Here is a 19,274-nt window from a genome sequence, read left to right on the forward strand (position 1 = left end):
TAACTGTTGTTACTGTACACAATTTACGATTTTTGGACCAACTTTCCCATGGCGGGAAGTATTTGTGCAAAAAAAATAATTGTTTGGATTAACCAAGATATGTTTTCAGGATTTTGCTTCTTGAAGTATGTTTTAGCCTTCTAATAGCCTTTTCCTTTATTTGGCGGACCCTTTCCCTGGTAAGGTCAAAAGTCTCCCCAATTTCTTCCAATGTCATGGAATGTTGTCCTGCCAGGCCAAAGTACAGGCGAATTACATCCGCTTCCCTTGGGGTCAAGGTTTCCAACGCCCTTTCTATTTCCGTTCTAAGGGATTCGTGCAACAATTCCTTGTCCGGATTTGGGGATTCCCCACTACGCAATACATCGTACAGGTTGGAATCTTCACCGTCTATCAAGGGAGCGTCCATGGATACGTGGCGCCCTGAATTTTTTAACGATTGTTTTACGTCCTCTACGGTCATATCCAATTCCTTCGCTATTTCTTCCGCAGAAGGCTGTCTTTCATGGGCCTGCTCCAAGAAGGCAAAGGTCTTATTTATCTTGTTGATAGATCCGATCTTGTTCAAGGGCAGTCTTACAATACGCGATTGTTCCGCCAAAGCCTGTAAAATGGATTGGCGAATCCACCAAACCGCATAGGATATAAACTTAAAACCTCGGGTTTCATCAAAACGTTGTGCAGCTTTAATCAGGCCAAGGTTGCCTTCGTTGATCAAATCCGGAAGGGTCAGACCTTGATTTTGGTATTGCTTTGCAACGGAAACCACAAATCGTAAATTGGCTTTGGTCAATTTTTCAAGTGCACGTTGATCACCTGCCTTGATCCGTTGTGCCAATTCTACTTCTTCATCTGCCGTAATTAAATCTACCTTACCTATTTCCTGTAAGTATTTATCCAAAGAAGCAGTTTCTCTATTGGTAACCTGTTTTGTAATTTTAAGCTGTCTCATCGAAATTTTATCTTTCTAAATTATGTGCATTAAGCATAAGCTGCATAAGATTATACGTTGAAAACTTGGAAATGTTACAATTGGTCCGTTTAATTTTATTTTTTTAGATAAAATGCATAAAAAAAGCCACGCTCTCCTTCAAAAAAGGTGAAAACGTGGCTTTTGGTACCTGTAACGTTATTTAAAAACTAGTGTTAATAGGACACTAATCCCTTCTCGGCTTACGATCCCTATCCCTATTTCTATCGTTGCCCCTATCATTTCTGCCGCGATCTTCCCTTGGGGGTCTTTCCTTATAACCTTCCGGTTTTGGCATTAATGCCTTACGTGACACTTTTTCCTTTCTTGTCCTTGGGTCCAGGCCAAAGTACTTCACATCAAAAACATCCCCCATATTTACCACATCGGAAACATTTTCTGTTCTTTCCCAGGCCAATTCGGAAACGTGGAGCAATACCTCGTTACCAGGGGCATCCGTATATTCCACAACGGCACCAAAATCCAGCATTTTGATCACCTTCACTTCGTATACGCTACCTACCACTGGTTTAAATAATAAGGAATCGATTTTGGCAAGAACCATATCTATACCTTCCTGTGATGTACCCAGTATTTCAACAATACCTTCCTCGGTAATCGGATCTTCATTGATTACGATGGTTGTTTTGGAAGCTTTTTGTAATTCTTGTATTACTTTTCCTCCAGGTCCTATCAATGCTCCAATGAATTCTCCAGGAATAACTCTGGTAACCATCTTGGGTGCATGTGGTTTAACATCTGCATTGGGTGCGGCAATGGTATCTACCAATTTGCTTAAGATGTGCAAACGCCCTGCTCCGGCCTGCTTTAATGCGTTGACCAAAATTTCATAGGATAGTCCTTTTACTTTAATGTCCATTTGGCAAGCGGTAATTCCGTCTGCGGTACCGGTAACTTTAAAGTCCATATCCCCTAGGTGATCTTCATCCCCAAGTATATCGGATAATACTGCATATTTTCCTGATTCACTATCGGAAATCAATCCCATGGCAATACCGGAAACAGGTTTCTTTAATTGTACCCCGGCGTCCATCAATGCCATGGTTCCTGCACAGACAGTTGCCATAGAGGACGAACCGTTGGATTCCAATACTTCCGATACCACACGTACTGTATAGGGACAATCCTCAGGGACCATTCCTTTTAGGGCACGTTGGGCCAAGTTACCATGTCCTACCTCTCTACGTGAAGTACCTCTAATAGGTCTGGCTTCCCCAGTCGAGAAAGGGGGGAAGTTGTAATGTAGATAGAAAGTTTCTTCACCTTCAAACGATGGCATGTCTATTTGGTTGGCTTCCCTGGAAGTTCCCAAAGTAACCGTAGCCAAGGCCTGGGTTTCCCCACGGGTGAAAATGGCGGAACCGTGTGTTGAAGGTAAATAGTCCACCTCGCACCAGATCGGTCTAATTTCATCGGTTTTTCTACCGTCCAAACGAAGTCCCTCATTTAAGGTTAGGTCCCTTACTGCGGCTTTTTCGGCCTTGTAGTAATACCTTGAAATTAAATCTCCAAAATCTGCAGATTCCTCTTCAGAAAATGTAGCTTTTATTTCTTCCTTTATGGCATCGAAGGCAGCACTTCTTTCGTGCTTTGCCGAACCGGCCTTTGCAATGGCATAAACCTTATCATAGGCCATGTCGTGGATTTTTTTGGCCAAAGCTTCATCTTCCCTTTCCGACTCGTACCCGCGAACTTCTTTTCTGCCGAATGCTTCCGCCAATTTAAGTTGGGCAGCACATTGTACCTTTATGGCATCATGGGCAAATTTAATGGCCTCTACCATCTCCTCCTCGGAAATTTCCTTCATTTCCCCTTCAACCATCATAACGGAATCTGCTGAAGCTCCAATAACCATATCGATATCCGATACCAATAATTGGGCCCTGGTAGGATTGATAATAAATTCACCGTCGATACGACCAACACGTACCTCTGAAATAGCACATTCAAAAGGGAAATCTGAAAGTTGAATGGCAGCGGAAGCGGCCAATCCTGCCATAGCATCGGGCATTACATCCTCATCATGGGACATTAATTGGATCATCACCTGGGTCTCTGCATGGTAATCCTTAGGGAAAAGGGGACGTAAAACGCGATCCACCAATCTCATGGTCAATACTTCACCGTCGCTAGGTCTGGCTTCCCTCTTGAAGAAACCTCCCGGGTAACGTCCGGAAGCTGCAAATTTTTCACGGTAATCTACCGTAAGTGGAAGGAAATCCACATCACTTTGTTTGTAATTGGAAACGACCGTACATAACAGCATACATTTTCCAGACTGTACAACAACAGAACCATGGGCCTGTTTTGCCAATTTTCCGGTTTCGATAGAAATCTCCCTACCGTCCCCAAGGTCTATGACCTCTCTAAATACTTTTGGTATCATAAATACGAATTAAAACCTGTCTCTTTCAGGTTTGTTAAACAATGGTCTTTCGTCTGTTATAGACGTGTTGTTGTGTTGTAGTTGTGTGTTGTTGACCAATGAAAAACTATGTGCAAGCTTTTTGTTTGTGCCCATTGGAAACCTTTGGGGCTTTGCAGTAGTACCTAAAAACAATGCTACTGGTATTGTAAAAAAGGGGAAAGTAACACTTTCCCCTTTTGGTAACTTATTTTCTAATTCCTAATTCCTTAATGATGGCACGGTATCTAATGATATCCTTTTTGATCAAGTAATCCAAAAGGGATCTTCTCTTGCCTACCAATTTTACCAATGAGCGCTCCGTGTTAAAATCCTTGCGGTTCTTTTTCAAATGCTCAGTCAAGTGGTTGATTCTGTGGGTAAACAAGGCTATCTGCCCTTCAGCGGAACCTGTGTTTTTTTCTTCTCCGCCGTGTTTTTTAAAAATCTCGGCCTTTACTTCTTTGGTTAAATACATTCCAATATTATTTAAATGATTTTTATGTACATGATTGATTTTCAATCAGGGCGCAAAGATAGACTTTTTTTTAGAAACCTTGTGCAATCCTATTATTTTTTGAAAAGGGATTATTTTTTATATCCTAACAGGGTTGTTTTCTATCAGATCTATATATAGATTAATTTTTTTCTTTAGGTCCCTGCGATGGACAATGAAATCCAAAAAACCATGTTCTTGAAGGAATTCGGCGGTCTGGAACCCTTCCGGCAATTCCTTACCGGTCGCCTCCTTTACCACACGGGGGCCTGCAAAACCGATCAAGGCTCCCGGCTCGGAAATGTTTATATCCCCAAGCATGGCGTAGGAAGCCGTTGTTCCTCCAGTGGTCGGATCCGTACACAAGGAAATATAAGGGATACCGGCATCCGCAAGTTGTGCCAATTTGGCCGATGTTTTGGCCAATTGCATAAGGGACAATGCTGCTTCCATCATACGTGCTCCCCCGGATTTGGAAATCATTACAAAGGGAATTTTCTTTTTGATGGCATGATCTATACCCCTAGCTATTTTTTCCCCTACCACACTGCCCATAGACCCACCAATAAAGCTGAAGTCCATGCAGCAGATCACAACTTCCTTTCCCAATGATTTTCCAACTCCTGTCCTTACGGCATCCTTAAGGCCTGTTTTTGCTTCGGCCGCCTTTAACCGGTCCACGTACTTTTTGGTATCCTCAAATTTCAATGGATCCTTGGAAGAAAGTTTGGCATCCAGTTCGGTAAATTTGTTATTATCGAAAAGAATTTCAAAGTATTCCTTACTACCTATTCGTACATGGTAATCATCTTCCGGGCTAACATAAAAATTCTTGGCCAACTCATCGGATTCAACAATTTTTCCGGTAGGCGATTTGTACCAAAGGCCCCTTGGGGTATCCTTTTTTTGGTCAGTGGCAGTTTGTATTCCTTTTTCCTTTCTCTTGAACCAAGACGACATAAGCTTTCTTTTTGGGTTGGGGGAATTATAGGGTATTTACGTTATTAAGGTCTTCAAATGCCTTTTTTAGGCGTGTAACAAACGTTTTTTCTCCTTCTCTTAGCCAAACACGTGGGTCGTAATGCTTTTTGTTGGGTTCGTCGGCCCCGTTTGGATTGCCTATCTGGGATTGCAAATAATCTTTCTTGTTTTGGACATAGTCCCTTATTCCTTCCAGGAAGGCATACTGTAGATCGGTATCGATATTCATTTTAATAACCCCATAGCCAATGGCCTCACGTATTTCCTCTACGGTAGATCCCGATCCACCATGGAATACAAAATCGATATGGTTGTGTTCCACACCGTATTTCTTGGTGATGAACTCCTGTGAATTCTTAAGGATCTTAGGGGTCAATTTTACGTTCCCTGGCTTGTAGACACCGTGGACATTGCCAAAAGCAGCGGCAATGGTAAATTTTGGGCTAACTTTGGACAGCTCTTCGTAGGCATAGGCAACCTCTTCAGGTTGGGTGTACAATTTGGAATCGTCCACATCGGAATTGTCCACGCCATCTTCCTCTCCCCCTGTAATTCCCAACTCTATCTCCAGGGTCATTCCCATTTTTGCCATACGGGCAAGGTAGGTCTTGCAAATTTCGATATTCTCTTCCAGAGGTTCCTCGGATAGGTCTATCATATGGGAGCTGAACAAGGATTTTCCCGTTTCGGCAAAATGTTTTTCACTGGCATCCAATAGGCCATCTATCCAAGGCAATAATTTTTTGGCACAGTGGTCTGTGTGCAATATAACGGTTGCACCATAGGCTTCGGCCAACTGATGAATGTGTTTTGCCCCTGCCACGGCACCCAAAATAGCTGCTTGCTGGCCATCGTTGGACAGCCCTTTTCCAGCATTGAACTGTGCTCCTCCGTTCGAGAACTGTATAATTACGGGAGCATTTAAACTGGCTGCAGTTTCCAAAACTCCATTTGTTGTGTTCGATCCTATAACATTGACTGCAGGTAGGGCAAATCCTTTTTCTTTGGCATAATTGAAAATTTTCTGTACCTCATCACCGGTTGCAACTCCTGGTCTAATATTGTGTGCCATATTCTTGTTTTAATGTAGTTAATTATAAATAATGGGACAAAAGTAATAAAATAATCAGCTTTAAAAAGGATAATTTATACCTATGTTGAACACTGCGTTGGACAGATTGTAGTCCCTAAACCATCTTTTTGAGGATTCCTCGGCAGGATTATAGGTCTTAAGGCCCATATCCAACCTAAAAACAAAATACGTAAAATCATAGCGGATTCCAAGTCCTGTTCCCAATGCAATATCTGCCAAGGAGCCAAAATTCTCAAAGGTGGCCTTCTCGTTGGTAACGTTGTCCAGGGCATTCCAGATGTTACCGGCATCGGCAAAAAGCGCCCCTTTGATATCCCCGACTATTGGAAACCGATATTCGAGATTGAAGGCAATTTTTAAGTTTGCTTCGTTAAAGTCGTTTACATCTTCGGTCCTGCCCGGTCCCAGCGAATAGGGCAGCCAGGCGCGGTTATCGTTAGACCCACCGGCGAAATAGCTTCTTACAAAAGGAATGTTGTCCGAATTGCCATAGGGTATGGCAATACCAAAGAAACCCCTAAAGGCCAATACATTGGTCCTTGAGGTACTCCAGTGTTTTATATAGTCGAATTCCGTTTTTATATATTGGGAATAGGGCACACCAAAAACCAGGAGTTTGTTGTCCTCGTTTTCGTAGAACGGGATCAAATTGGAAATACCGGTCAAGAGGTTTCCGGCACTTTCCAACTTAAGCCTGAACTGATAAAAATCGTTATCGGTTGCACCGCTTTTATTGTTTTTGGTAAACGTGTAATTGCTTGCGAATATTAAATTGTTTTCGGTAAGTCGTATTCTTCTTTCCTCAATGCTGCCTATCTCTTCCAAATCGGTATTACTGGAAGGTACCTCTCCATTTATAATGGCGTTGGTAAAACCAGTGGTGCCTTCCGGAATAATCAATCGGGGATCAGTACTGTCGCCTAAGGTCTCATAAAAGTCCGCCAATGCCGGTTCGGTCTCATAATTGTCGGCAATTTCATCTAAATTGGAATAGGTGTTCTGGTAGACCGTAAAAAACCTATTGGGGTTTACATTGCGTACAAACTGTACGTTCAAGAGCTCCAACGCATTCTTTTTCAAATCTGTTGGGGACCAATTATAGCCAAAAACAGTATTAAAGGTTTGTTTGTCCAGACCAATATTCTGTTGAAAACTCGTCCCGATGGATAATCTGGTTTTCGGCAGCATATAGTTGGGTATAATCCTTGATGTTTTTACGAAGGGGAACCAAATACGGGGTAGATTTAGGTTGATATCCCCCCCAGTTTCCAAAATGTTGAAAAATCGATTGTCCGCTATGTTGGGGTCACTGGAGGCCCCTATACTTATCCTTCCGGAAATACTAAGGTTTTCCGCACCTTTGAATAAATTTCTAGCTTGTAGCGATGGGCTAAACCCTATGCCCAAAAATTGAATGTTGGAGTGGGTTACATCAAAATCGGTCCCCAAGGAATATTTTGGGCGTGGAGAAAGATAGATATTGGCTGTTAATTCTGAAGTAACACTATCGGCTACAAATTCAATATTGGGATATTTAAAAGTGTTAAGGTTGGTAATCTGCCTATACGTTCTTATACGGTTAATTTCCCTGTAAATACTGTCTTTTTTTAGGAAAACGGCATCCGTTAGAGTTTTGGGCTTGTAGCGCAATTTTCCTTGGTAATGGATCGTAACATCCTTATAGTCCACTTTTTTTAAGCTGTCCAAGCCATTATTGAAGGTATAGTTGGTATAAATATTGATTTTTTTAAAGGTATGGACCCTGTATTCCGAGGTGGAAATGGCGTTATCCGTCCTGGTTTTTAAATCTTCGATATTCAAAAGGATATCCAATTTATGATTGTTCCCCAGTTTGGTAGTATCCCCGATTAGATCATAGGAAATGGAACTCTCCTGAAAGTTATGGATACCGGTGTTTCTAAAAAGATTGGTCAGTCGTTCCCTTTCACTATTAAAATTGTCGAGGTCTATTTGCTGCCCTGTTTTTAAAAAGGAATCACTTTTGTTGGCCTTGTTAATGGAGTCCAGGGCGGAGGAGGTAATTTTTGTAGATATGGAATCTATAATATAGGGTGAGCCTAGATCCAATTTGTAGTTTATGTTGGCCCTTTGTTTTCTTGCGCTCGTATCTATTTCATAAGTGGTGGAATTGTTAAAATATCCCTTGCTCTTATAATAGGCGTTCAGTCTTTGCAAGGACCTTCTTGTTCTTGAAGTATCCAGGATAACAGGGGGTTCCCCGATGTTCTGTAACCAAACACTGGCACCTTTGACCAAAAAGGATTCTCCCAGTCTTTCCACTTGTTTTTTTGATAGCAAATTAATGAGGCGCTGCTCCCTTTTTTCATTTTTGTGCAACCAGGCCTGATAGGAAGAATCCGGGTTTTTCTTGGCCAGGTTGTAGAGATTTAATCTTAGGGGATAGCCCAACAAGGTGCTGTTGGGTTTCTGAAAAATAAGGCTATGTATATCTTCATCGGTTATTTTTGTGCTATCGGCATATATCTGGTTTTTGGTCAACAGCAATTCGTCATCACCAACTCTTTTTATTGCATTGCAGGAGGTAATTGCAATTACTAGCAATAATAATCCTATTTTCGTAATGTTTAAATTCATACACGACCGTGTCCTCATAGAAGTCAAAAATACATCATTTGTATGGTTGTTAAAAGCCAAATAAAATTTATAAAAAATTTACAGCTAAAAAAGTACCGATCGCAAAATAAGTTGTTTGTGATGGAGGGGATAAAGACCGTTCGGGAGCTACTAAATTCTTCACTGAAGGTCTATAAAATATATGTTACGGATAGCACTATCCTGGAGCGGAAGGGTAGTTTTATAGAAGTTGTAAGTGAGGGGGATTTGAAAAAAATGAGCGGGTTGTCCACTCCCAATAAGGTCTTGGGGGTTTTTCATATTCCGGAACCGAATCCACTGGATTTTTCCGATTGGGTCGTTGCTTTGGACGACGTTCGGGATCCTGGAAATTTGGGTACAATTATCCGTCTTTGCGATTGGTTTGGAGTCAAAAATCTCCTATGTTCGTCCAATTCCGTAGATTGTTATAATCCCAAGGTTTTACAGGCTACCATGGGATCCATAAGCAGGGTAAATATTGTGTACGGGGATCTCCAAAAGGTTTTAAGTAATTCCGAGGTTCCTATTTATGGGGCCTTTATGGATGGTGCCAAGGTGTATAATGAGCAATTTCCCCAAGGGGGAATATTGGTGATGGGGAATGAGGCCAATGGGGTTTCGGAAGCTATTGCTGCCTTGGTTGGAAAAAAAATCAGCATTCCGCAATTTGGTCCCAAAACTACCGAAAGTTTAAATGTGGCAACGGCTACCGCTATTCTATTAAGCGAAATTAGAAGGGGGTAATCCCTACTCAAAGGTAAAGTTGATAAACATCCCCCTGGTCATCATTGCCTCAATATTGCCCGTCCAAGGACTATTGGGGTCATTGTCCCGCACCAATTCATCATTTATGGCGAAGACCCCTCGGATAGAAGGGGTGAACTTGAAATATTCCAGATAGAAATCGATCCCGAAACCCATTTCGTAATAATAGGTGGTCTTCTTCATTCGGAAAGTGCCACTGCTGTTATCGTCCAAACTTTGTTCATTGCTGCCCAAGTTCATTGAGGTTGACGCCCCGCCAATAAGAAATGGTTTCCAGTTTCCCAATCTTTTGGTGCTTACTTTTAGGAGTAATGGGAAATTAATATAGGTCGATTTCACTTCCCTAATGGCATCCCTTTCGTTGTCAAATCCTGGAAAGCCCAAATTTCTCTGGTTGTAGTGCAATCCAGGTTCAAAACGAAGGTCCAAAAATTTGTTGAGACGCAGTTCTCCGATAAGCCCTACATTGAATCCAAATGATTTGTCCACCAAAATATCGGGGAGATCATCTTTGTATTCAAATTTAAAATCGTATTGATTGAAGCCTAAAAAATATCCCCAATTTAGTAATGGCTCGTCCTCACTTTCAAGGTTCATTACGGGTTTTTCATTAAACTGGGCATTGGTCGTGTTGCCCAGCGTACAAAAAACAATTAAAAGAACAAAAATAGTTTTCATCTGTTGATAATTATTTATTTTTAAAGGTCAGATGTAATTCGCCAATCTATATTTCGTCCCGAAAGCTATTGGGAGGTGTCCAGAATTGTTATGGCTCATTTCATGTTTTACTTTGTAGCTACGTATATAGTGGCAACCCCAAATGTCTGGGGCCTATCTTCTATATCTATAAACCCAATTTTAGACAAAATATTGTTGAACTGTTTTCCATAGGGAAAGGCCGCAGCGGATTCGGATAAATAGGCATAGGCACTGCGATCTTTTGAAAATAACTTTCCAATGGCCGGTAAGATGAACTTGGTATAGAATTTATAGCCTTGTTTATAAGGTGCTTTTGAAGGAATGGAGGTTTCAAGAACCACAAATGAGCCTTCAGGTTTTAAGACCCTATGTATTTCCTGGAGTCCTTTTTCAAGATTTTCGAAATTCCTTACTCCAAAGGCCACAGTAATGGCATCAAAGGAATTGGATTCGAAAGGCAGATTTTCACTGTCACCAACTATCATCCAGATAGTGTTGCCTAGATTTTTTTCCAAAACTTTTCTTCTGCCAATTTCCAACATTCCCGAAGAAATATCCAAACCGATAATCTCCTTGGCTCCGGTCTTGGCCATGTTAATTGCCAAGTCGCCCGTTCCAGTAGCAATATCCAAAATTTTAGAAGGATTTTTTTCGGAGATTATGGATACTACGCGCTTTCTCCATTTAATATCTATTCCAAAAGATATAACCCTGTTCAGTCCATCGTAATTTCCGGAAATGGTATCGAACATTTTTGTAACCTGTTCCTTTTTGCCCAGCGTTGAATCTTTATAAGGGGTCACCTTTTTATCCATAATCATTAATTTTTGGTAAAGATACTATTTAGACCTAAAGTTGTACTTCTAATTTTTGGAATAGGAACCGGCACCTATCTGTTTAACTCGTATGTTTTGGGATACAACCCAATTTAATTATGTAATTTTGTCGCTTATATTCAGGTTTTATTTGGAATGTGCTTTAATGGGAGAACGGGGTACCGCAATGTGGTTGTACCGATAGCAATCGGGATTCTTAATTTATAATCACATATTACTAAAATTTAAAGGGGTGAAATATCCATTAGCAAAATTTTCAAACCCACCGAAAATGATTACTTGGATATTACATCTGACCGATAAAAAAACAATAAATACAAACAGATGAAAATTATTATTGCAGGGGCTGGGGAAGTAGGTTTTCATTTGGCTAAATTATTGTCTTATGAATCCCAGGATATTACGCTTATAGATAGTAATAAAGATAGTCTGTCCTATGCAGACAGTCATTTGGACATTAGGGTCCTTAAGGGAGACGCCACGTCCATAGCCATTTTAAAGGATGCGCAAGTTGAGAAATCGGATCTGGTCATTGGGGTAACCTCTTCGGAGACTACTAATATTACTTTGTGTATGCTGGCAAAACAATTGGGTTGCAGGCGTACCATTGCACGTATTTCCAATGCTGAGTTTATCCATAATAAGGATGCTATTCGATTTTCGGACCTGGGTATCGATGAGCTTATTTCACCGGAGGCTTTGGCCGCTACTGAAATACAACTATTATTGAATCAATCCGCGTTTAACAATACCTATGAATTTGAGGAAGGGCTTTTGATCATGGTGGGCGTATCCCTGCCAAGTACCGCCCCTTTTGTAGGAAAGACGGTCATGGAGGCCGCAACCATATTTCCCGAGCTTCATTTTATGCCCATTGCCATTCAAAGGATGGGTACCCAATACACTATTGTGCCTAGGGGCGATACCGTTTTTAAGGATAACGATCAGGTGTACTTTATAACGTCCAAGGAGGGCTTGGATGAACTGTACAAACTCACCGGAAAGGAGAAAAAGGAGATCAAAAACGTTATGATACTTGGTGGCAGCAAGGTGGGCTTCAAAACCGCCAGGGACCTTTGTAGAAATAGGTTTAATGTAAAATTGATCGAGAAAAATAAGGAAAAGGCCTTCGATCTGGCAGATGAACTGCCCAATGCCCTTATCATTAACGGCGATGGTAGAAATGTAGAACTGTTGGAAGAGGAAAATCTGGGGGCCATGGACGCTTTTGTAGCGGTTACCGGAAATTCGGAAACCAATATAATGTCTTGCTTGGTGGCCAAATCCAAGCATGTTAAAAAGACAATTGCCCTGGTGGAGAATATGGATTATTTTCAATTGTCGCATTCCATAGGGATAGATACCCTGCTGAACAAAAAGCTGCTCGCCGCCAATAATATCTTCAGGCATATCCGGAAAGGGGAAATAGTGGCGATGACCCGGCTCAATAATCTGAATGCGGAGATTTTGGAATTTATCGTTAAGCCGACCTCCCAGGTAAACGGGCAATTGATCAGGGAACTGGAATTTCCTCGGGAAGCCACCATTGGCGGGGTAATCCGTGATAATCAGGGAATTATTGCCTTGGGAGGGTTTAGGATAACAGAGGGCGATAGGGTAGTGGTATGTTGTTTGCCAAGTGCCATCCCAAAAATAGAAAAGCTTTTCCTTTAGTATGGCCTTAAATTCAAAAATTATCTTTCACCTCATGGGATTGCTATTACTTTGTAATGGTTTTTTTATGATTTTGGCCGCTGTGGTAAGTGGAATTTATGACGATGGGGCTACGTTGGATATTACTCTTGCGGCCGTGGTTACGATGCTTGTTGGTGTTTTGGCCATGTTTTATACACGAAATCACAAAAAAGAGGTTAAACGAAAGGAAGGATATATCATTGTTACTTTTGGTTGGTTGGTAATGTCCGCATCAGGAATGTTGCCCTATCTTTTTTCCGGGGCCATACCGGACGTTACCAATGCCTTTTTTGAGACCATTTCCGGTTATACCACTACAGGTGCTTCGGTAGTGGATGATATAGAGGCGTTGCCCGAAGGCATCCTATTGTGGAGAAGTTTAACGCATTGGATAGGTGGGATGGGGATTATAGTGCTTGCTATTGCCATTTTGCCATTATTGGGTATAGGGGGCATGCAATTGTTTGCTGCGGAGGCCCCCGGGCCAAGTGGGGATAAATTGCACCCAAGGATTACGGATACGGCCAAGCGACTTTGGTTAATTTACTTTAGTTATACCATGGCCGAGACCCTATTGTTAAAATTGGCGGGAATGTCCTTTTTTGATGCCATAAACCATTCTTTGGCAACCCTTTCCACTGGAGGTTTTTCTACCAAAAATGCCAGTATGGCTTATTGGAACGATCAACCCCTGATTCAATACATTGTTATTTTGTTCATGTTTTTGGCCGGGAGCAATTTTGTATTGAGTTATTATGCCTTTAAGGGCAAAGTTCAAAAAGTGATTATGGACGAGGAATTTAAATTTTATTCCATTTTTATTATTTGCTTTACCATAGTGGCCAGTTTTGTAGTTTATTTTCAGGCCAATGTACCGGTGTCGGATTTTCATCCCATGGTATTGGGAGAAGGCGAGAGTGCCTTTAGACATACCTTGTTCCAAGTGGTCTCGGTAATTACCACTACAGGCTTTGTTACCGCCGATTTTACTTCGTGGACGCCCTTCCTGACCATATTCTTTTTTGGACTGTTTTTCCTGGGGGGTTCTGCCGGTTCAACTGCAGGAGGCATTAAGGTAATGAGGCACTTGCTTATTATTAAGAACGGGCTGTTGGAGTTTAAGCGTACACTGCATACCAATGCCATTATTCCCGTTAGGTATAACAACAAGACCGTGCCCGAAAATATTGTATACAATATTATTGCATTCTTTGTACTCTACATGTTGTTGTTTATTATTGGATCTTTGGTACTGGGTGCGCTTGGGTTGGATTTTGAAAGTGCGGTAGGAGGTGCGGCATCCTCGCTGGGGAATGTAGGTCCTGCCTTGGGTTCCTTAAATCCCTTGGTCAATTTTAACAGCCTTCCGGCTTTGGGAAAATGGTGGTGCGGATTTCTAATGCTTTTGGGCAGGTTGGAACTATTTACGGTATTGATCCTATTTTCACCCTATTTTTGGAAACGCACTTAAGAAGATAAAAGGGTAAAAAAAATGGACGTCCTGATCGACGTCCATTTTTTTTATGTTTATAGGCGGGGAATTATAGGACAGCCTTTATTCTGGCCATGGCTTCCCTTAGTTCCTTCTCCGAGGCAGCATAGGAAATACGTATGCAATTATCATTTCCAAAGGCTTCTCCGGTTACGGTGGCTACATTTGCCTTTTCCAATAGGTACAGGGCAAAATCGGAAGCATTATTGATCAATGTTCCGTTAATTGTTTTGCCAAAAAAGCTGGAAATATCAGGAAACACATAAAATGCTCCCTCCGGGACATTAAGGTTGAACCCTTTTATTTCTCCCAATAGCTCCAAAACAAGATCGCGTCTCTTATGGAATTCGTCTATCATAAATTTGATGGAGGAAATAGGGGCATTGAGCGCAGCTATGGTAGCGCGTTGGGCAATGGAATTGGCACCACTGGTAATCTGTCCCTGAAATTTGTTACAGGCCTTGGCAATCCATTCCGGCCCTCCTATATATCCTATACGCCATCCGGTCATGGCAAATGCCTTGGAGACACCGTTTACAGTGATGGTGCGGTCGTACATACCTTCTATATTGGCAATACTTACATGTCCGCCCCTAAAGTTGATGTGTTCGTAAATTTCATCGGAAACCACAAAGATATTGGGATGTTTTCTCAATACTTTGGCCAAACCTTCCAATTCCTCCTTGTTGTATACGGATCCACTTGGGTTGCAAGGGGAGCTGAACCACATCATTTTGGTTTTGGGGGTAATGGCTTTCTCCAATTGTTCCGGCGTCATCTTAAAATCGGTATCAATGCTGGTAGGCACTTCTACGGGCACACCTTGGGCCAGTTTTACAATATCGCTATAACTTACCCAATAAGGAGCTGGAAGAATAACCTCATCGCCATCATTGAGCATTACCATCGCAATATTTGCCAAGGATTGTTTTGCTCCCGTAGAGACCACGATCTGATTTAGGCCATAGGTAAGTCCGTTGTCCCGTTTAAATTTATTGGCAATGGCCTGCTTTAAATCTGCATAACCATCTACAGGGGAATAGCTACTGTAATTTTGGTCTATGGCCTCTTTGGCAGCCTCCTTGATGAAATCAGGGATGTTAAAGTCCGGTTCCCCTAGACTTAGGCCAATAATGTCTTTGCCTTCATTCTTTAATTCTCTGGCTTTTGCGGCCATAGCCAATGTTGCCGAGATGGACATGGAGTTGATCCTATCGGATAAATGGTTCTTCATTTTTCTGTTATAATTTACTGATATTGTAATTTGGGTTTTTTGCCCAGTTCCTTCAGATGTTTGAAGTGCGAAATTATAGCTTTTCTTGTAGTTTTATATTCGTTGTAGGGTAAATTAAACTCTTTTGCCGTCTCTTTAACAATTTTGGCAATTTTTGTGTAATGAACATGACTTATGTTGGGAAAAATATGGTGTTCCACTTGATGGTTCAACCCTCCTGTAAACCAATTTACTATACGGTTTTTAGTGCCAAAGTTTACAGTGGTGAACAACTGGTGAATGGCCCAGGTATTTTTCATGCTACCATCCTTTTCCGGTAGTGGTGTTTCCGCTTCGTCTACAACATGTGCCAATTGAAAAACTACGCTCAGAATTACTCCTGCAACATAATGCATTATGAAAAATCCTAAAAGAATTTTCCACCAAGCGATTTCCAGAAATACCATAGGAACTATAATCCATACGGTTATGTATATCAACTTGGTTACTACCAGCATACTCCAGTTCATGAACGGATTTGGGAATTTACCATAGGCCAATTTTCTTTTGGTATAACGGTACATCTGTTGAAAATCTGTGGTTATGGCCCAGTTAAATGTGAGAAGGCCATAAAGGAATATAGAGTAGAAGTGCTGAAATTTGTGAAATCTATGCCACTTGGCATGTTTTGAAAATCTCAGTATCCTTCCAGCTTCCAAATCTTCATCGTGTTCATGGATGTTGGTATAGGTGTGGTGCAGTACATTGTGTTGCACCTGCCAGTTGTATACGTTGCCTGCAAGGATGTAGATGCTGCCCCCCATGAGTTTGTTCACCCATTTTTTGTTGGAATAGGAACCATGGTTTCCGTCGTGCATTACATTCATCCCAACTCCTGCCATGCCTACGCCCATGGTAATGGTGAGTAATAGATTGGCCCAATTTGGAAGCCCTAGGGTCAGAATTAGAAAATAGGGAGCCAAAAATAGGGCAAACATTACTGCAGTTTTTAAGTGTAGTTTCCAGTTCCCTGTCTTTTTAAGGTCGTTTTCCTTGAAATAATCATTAACACGCCTATTTAGGGTTTTAAAAAATTGTGCAGAGTCTTTTCTTGAAAATCTTATGGGTTTATTATCCATGATTTAATTTTTTGTAAATATACGGCAAATTGGGCCTAAAATAGGTATAACCGCTCTGTTAAAACATAGGTCATGCCTATTAAAGTGCTATTTTTGCAAAAAATTAACGAAACAAAATGGACTACACAATCATTTATAAATATTTTCCGGATTTAACGGATTTGCAGAAGTGCCAAATTGAAAAATTACAACATTTGTACCAGGACTGGAACCTAAAGATAAATGTGGTCTCCAGGAAGGATATAGATGAGTTGTATCTACGACATGTTCTACATTCATTGGCGATAGCCAAATTTCAAAGGTTTAATTCCGGGGCAGAAGTATTGGATGTAGGAACCGGGGGGGGCTTTCCTGGGATTCCTTTGGCCATTTTGTATCCCGAGACCCATTTTACCCTGGTCGATGCCATTGGGAAAAAGATCAAAGTGGTTCAGGAAGTTGTTGCGGGACTGGAAATTGAAAATGTCACTTCGGTGAATTCCAGGGTGGAAGAAATTAAGGGGCAGTTCGATTTTATTGTAAGTAGGGCAGTAGCGGCCATGCCAACATTTACACATTGGGTAAAAGGTAAGATAAAAAAGAAATCGGAACACGAACGGAAAAATGGAATCCTTTATTTAAAGGGAGGGGATTTGGAAGAAGAATTAAAGGAGTACCGTACCGTTGAGATATATAATCTTTCGGAAATTTTTGAAGAGGAATTTTTTAACACCAAAAAGTTGGTATACCTGCCCGTAAAATTTAAAGGCTGATATTATAGACTTAACATGTGATAATAAGATTCCCTGCACGTTTTGGCATAGGCCTTTATGTAATTGTGCATGTTCCTAAGAGAAAAACCTTTTATCTTCACGGGTGTTTTGTTTTCGATGCTTTCTTTCATGACCTTTCGCTTTTGGGATAACTTTAATCTGATTGTAAATTTACAATAACTTAACGTTAAATTTACATTATAATTGTGCAGGACAGCGTTTAATTTATGTTAAATCTGACCTTTGGTCATGGATTGATGCATATTTAAAAGGTTGGGCGGCCTAAATTATAATTTATTTTAGAGTAACAATTAAACTAAAAATGCCAAGGCCCGTATCTACAGGAAGCAAAAACGGGCCTTGTCAATGGTTTTGTACCTTTATCCCAAAAAGGGGTATCTGTAGTCTACAGGGGTTACAAAGGTTTCTTTTATCAATCTTGGGGATACCCAGCGCAAAAGGTTTTGTGCGGAACCCGCCTTGTCGTTCGTACCGGATGCCCGTGCCCCACCAAATGGCTGCTGTCCTACTACGGCACCTGTAGGTTTGTCGTTTATATAGAAGTTACCGGCACAGTTCTGCAGTACTTTGGTTGCTTCGGTAATGGAATAACGGTCTCCGGAGAGTACGGCACCGGTAAGCGCGTACTCCGATGTGCTATCGATCAATGTAAGGGTTTGGGACCAATCCTTGTCCTCGTAAACATATATGGTGACCACAGGGCCGAAAAGTTCGGTTTCCATGGTGGCATATTTTGGGTCGGTCGTTACAATTACTGTAGGCTCTATAAAGTAGCCCTTGGATTTGTCGTAATTTCCGCCCACATAAATTTTGGCATCCTTGTCTTTTTTGGCCTGGTCTATGTACTTGGCCAATTTATCAAAAGAGGCTTCATGGATAACGGCGGTAATAAAATTGCCCATATCCTCGGGAGAGCCCGGTTTGTTAAAAGATTCCACATCGGTTTTAACATAATCCAAAATTTCCTTGGATATGGATTTAGGGAGGTAGACCCGTGATGCGGCACTACATTTCTGCCCTTGGAATTCGAAAGCGCCCCTAACGATTGCGGTTGCAACCTGCTTTGGATTGGCTGTAGGATGTGCAATAATAAAATCCTTGCCACCGGTTTCGCCAACAATCCTAGGGTAGGTTTTGTATTTGTGGATGTTGTTCCCGATCTGTTTCCACAATTCCTTAAATACATGGGTGGATCCGGTGTAATGGATCCCGGCAAAATCAGGACTGTCCAAGGCTATTTGTGTAATCATGACAGGATCCCCATATACTACATTTATGACGCCATCCGGTAGGCCGGCCTCCTTAAAGATATCCACGATGACCTTGGCGGAAAACACCTGACTGTCACTTGGTTTCCACAATACCACATTTCCCATCATTGCGGCACTTGCAGGAAGGTTTCCGGCAATGGCAGTGAAATTAAATGGGGTTATGGCGTAGATGAAACCTTCCAAGGGGCGGTATTCCACCCTGTTCCAAATACCTTCCGCAGAATCTGGTTGTTCTTCGTAGATCTGGGACATGTATTCTACATTGAAACGAAGGAAGTCTATAAGTTCACAGGCAGAATCGATCTCGGCCTGATGTATATTTTTGGATTGCGCAATCATTGTTGCGGCATTGATTTTTGCCCTGTACGGTCCTGAAATCAATTCGGCCGCCTTTAGGAATATAGCGGCACGTTGTTCCCATTCCAGATCCGCCCATTGTTTTCTGGCTTCCAAAGCGTTGGATATGGCATTGGACACATCTTCCTTATTGGCCGTATGGTATTGGCCAACTATGTGCTTGTGGTCGTGGGGAGGGGAAATAGGTTTGGTGTTTCCAGTTTTTACATTCTTCCCACCAATGTACATTGGAATGTCTGTGTTGCCATTGAAATAGGTACTGTATTGTTTTAGTACTTCTTCCCGTTCCGGGGTTCCGGGGGCATAACTTTTAATAGGTTCGTTATATGCCGTGGGGACATGAAAAAATCCTTTGCCCATGATATAATTTTTTTTAAGTTCAAATTAATGGCAAAGGTACTAAATGCATTAGCGATAATAAAGCCGGGTACC

15 protein-coding genes are annotated in these 19,274 nt (G+C 41.5%); 4 read left to right on the forward strand and 11 right to left on the reverse strand.

Annotated elements, in window-relative coordinates:
• Positions 1-88 precede the first annotated feature (88 nt).
• From D0S24_RS15740 to D0S24_RS15765, 6 genes are all read right to left on the reverse strand, one after another.
• Positions 89-952: an RNA polymerase sigma factor RpoD/SigA gene (locus D0S24_RS15740; RefSeq protein ID WP_117020776.1), complete on the reverse strand. Its 864-nt coding sequence runs from the start codon at positions 950-952 to the stop codon at positions 89-91.
• A 205-nt stretch (positions 953-1,157) separates the two neighbouring features.
• A complete protein-coding gene (locus D0S24_RS15745) occupies positions 1,158-3,377 on the reverse strand; it encodes a polyribonucleotide nucleotidyltransferase (protein ID WP_117020777.1) in 2,220 nt (739 codons plus the stop codon).
• Positions 3,378-3,603: 226 nt separating this feature from the next.
• Positions 3,604-3,873: a 30S ribosomal protein S15 gene (gene rpsO, locus D0S24_RS15750; protein WP_031442673.1), complete on the reverse strand. Its 270-nt coding sequence runs from the start codon at positions 3,871-3,873 to the stop codon at positions 3,604-3,606.
• Between the two features lie 117 nt (positions 3,874-3,990).
• On the reverse strand, positions 3,991-4,851 hold the full coding sequence (accD, locus tag D0S24_RS15755) for an acetyl-CoA carboxylase, carboxyltransferase subunit beta (protein WP_117020778.1): 861 nt from the start codon (positions 4,849-4,851) through the stop codon (positions 3,991-3,993).
• A gap of 25 nt (positions 4,852-4,876) precedes the next feature.
• Positions 4,877-5,944, reverse strand: a complete 1,068-nt coding sequence (gene fbaA, locus D0S24_RS15760) for a class II fructose-bisphosphate aldolase (RefSeq protein ID WP_117020779.1) — start codon at positions 5,942-5,944, stop codon at positions 4,877-4,879.
• 60 nt (positions 5,945-6,004) lie between these two features.
• Complete coding sequence (locus tag D0S24_RS15765; protein WP_309545102.1) at positions 6,005-8,548, reverse strand: BamA/TamA family outer membrane protein; 2,544 nt, start codon at positions 8,546-8,548, stop codon at positions 6,005-6,007.
• 75 nt (positions 8,549-8,623) lie between these two features.
• On the opposite strand from D0S24_RS15765, the gene D0S24_RS15770 reads away from it, so the two are divergent.
• Positions 8,624-9,346 (forward strand): RNA methyltransferase, encoded by a 723-nt coding sequence (locus D0S24_RS15770; protein WP_117020781.1) that lies wholly within the window; start codon positions 8,624-8,626, stop codon positions 9,344-9,346.
• 3 nt (positions 9,347-9,349) lie between these two features.
• On the opposite strand, the gene D0S24_RS15775 is transcribed toward D0S24_RS15770, so the two are convergent.
• Positions 9,350-10,045, reverse strand: a complete 696-nt coding sequence (locus D0S24_RS15775) for a porin family protein (RefSeq protein WP_117020782.1) — start codon at positions 10,043-10,045, stop codon at positions 9,350-9,352.
• A 107-nt stretch (positions 10,046-10,152) separates the two neighbouring features.
• Positions 10,153-10,881: a bifunctional demethylmenaquinone methyltransferase/2-methoxy-6-polyprenyl-1,4-benzoquinol methylase UbiE gene (ubiE, locus tag D0S24_RS15780; RefSeq protein WP_117020867.1), complete on the reverse strand. Its 729-nt coding sequence runs from the start codon at positions 10,879-10,881 to the stop codon at positions 10,153-10,155.
• A gap of 345 nt (positions 10,882-11,226) precedes the next feature.
• On the opposite strand from ubiE, the gene trkA reads away from it, so the two are divergent.
• Positions 11,227-12,576 (forward strand): Trk system potassium transporter TrkA, encoded by a 1,350-nt coding sequence (gene trkA / locus D0S24_RS15785; RefSeq protein WP_117020783.1) that lies wholly within the window; start codon positions 11,227-11,229, stop codon positions 12,574-12,576.
• 1 nt (position 12,577) lies between these two features.
• Entirely contained in the window at positions 12,578-14,068 is a 1,491-nt protein-coding gene (locus D0S24_RS15790) for a TrkH family potassium uptake protein (RefSeq protein ID WP_117020784.1), read from the forward strand.
• Positions 14,069-14,138: 70 nt separating this feature from the next.
• Here the strand turns inward: D0S24_RS15790 and D0S24_RS15795 are convergent, their stop codons facing one another.
• Together D0S24_RS15795 and D0S24_RS15800 are read right to left on the reverse strand one after the other, a co-directional pair.
• Entirely contained in the window at positions 14,139-15,323 is a 1,185-nt protein-coding gene (locus D0S24_RS15795; protein ID WP_117020785.1) for a pyridoxal phosphate-dependent aminotransferase, read from the reverse strand.
• Between the two features lie 14 nt (positions 15,324-15,337).
• Positions 15,338-16,441 (reverse strand): acyl-CoA desaturase, encoded by a 1,104-nt coding sequence (locus D0S24_RS15800; RefSeq protein ID WP_117020786.1) that lies wholly within the window; start codon positions 16,439-16,441, stop codon positions 15,338-15,340.
• Between the two features lie 116 nt (positions 16,442-16,557).
• On the opposite strand from D0S24_RS15800, the gene rsmG reads away from it, so the two are divergent.
• Positions 16,558-17,193, forward strand: coding sequence for a 16S rRNA (guanine(527)-N(7))-methyltransferase RsmG (gene rsmG, locus D0S24_RS15805; protein WP_117020787.1), 636 nt, complete (start codon positions 16,558-16,560; stop codon positions 17,191-17,193).
• Between the two features lie 380 nt (positions 17,194-17,573).
• Here the strand turns inward: rsmG and pruA are convergent, their stop codons facing one another.
• Positions 17,574-19,202 carry an L-glutamate gamma-semialdehyde dehydrogenase gene (pruA, locus tag D0S24_RS15810; protein WP_117020788.1) on the reverse strand — a complete coding sequence of 543 codons (1,629 nt, stop codon included), beginning with the start codon at positions 19,200-19,202 and terminating at the stop codon, positions 17,574-17,576.
• Positions 19,203-19,274: the final 72 nt, after the last annotated feature.

Origin of the sequence: Arenibacter sp. P308M17, from assembly GCF_003426735.1 — a bacterium.
Classification (GTDB): domain Bacteria; phylum Bacteroidota; class Bacteroidia; order Flavobacteriales; family Flavobacteriaceae; genus Arenibacter.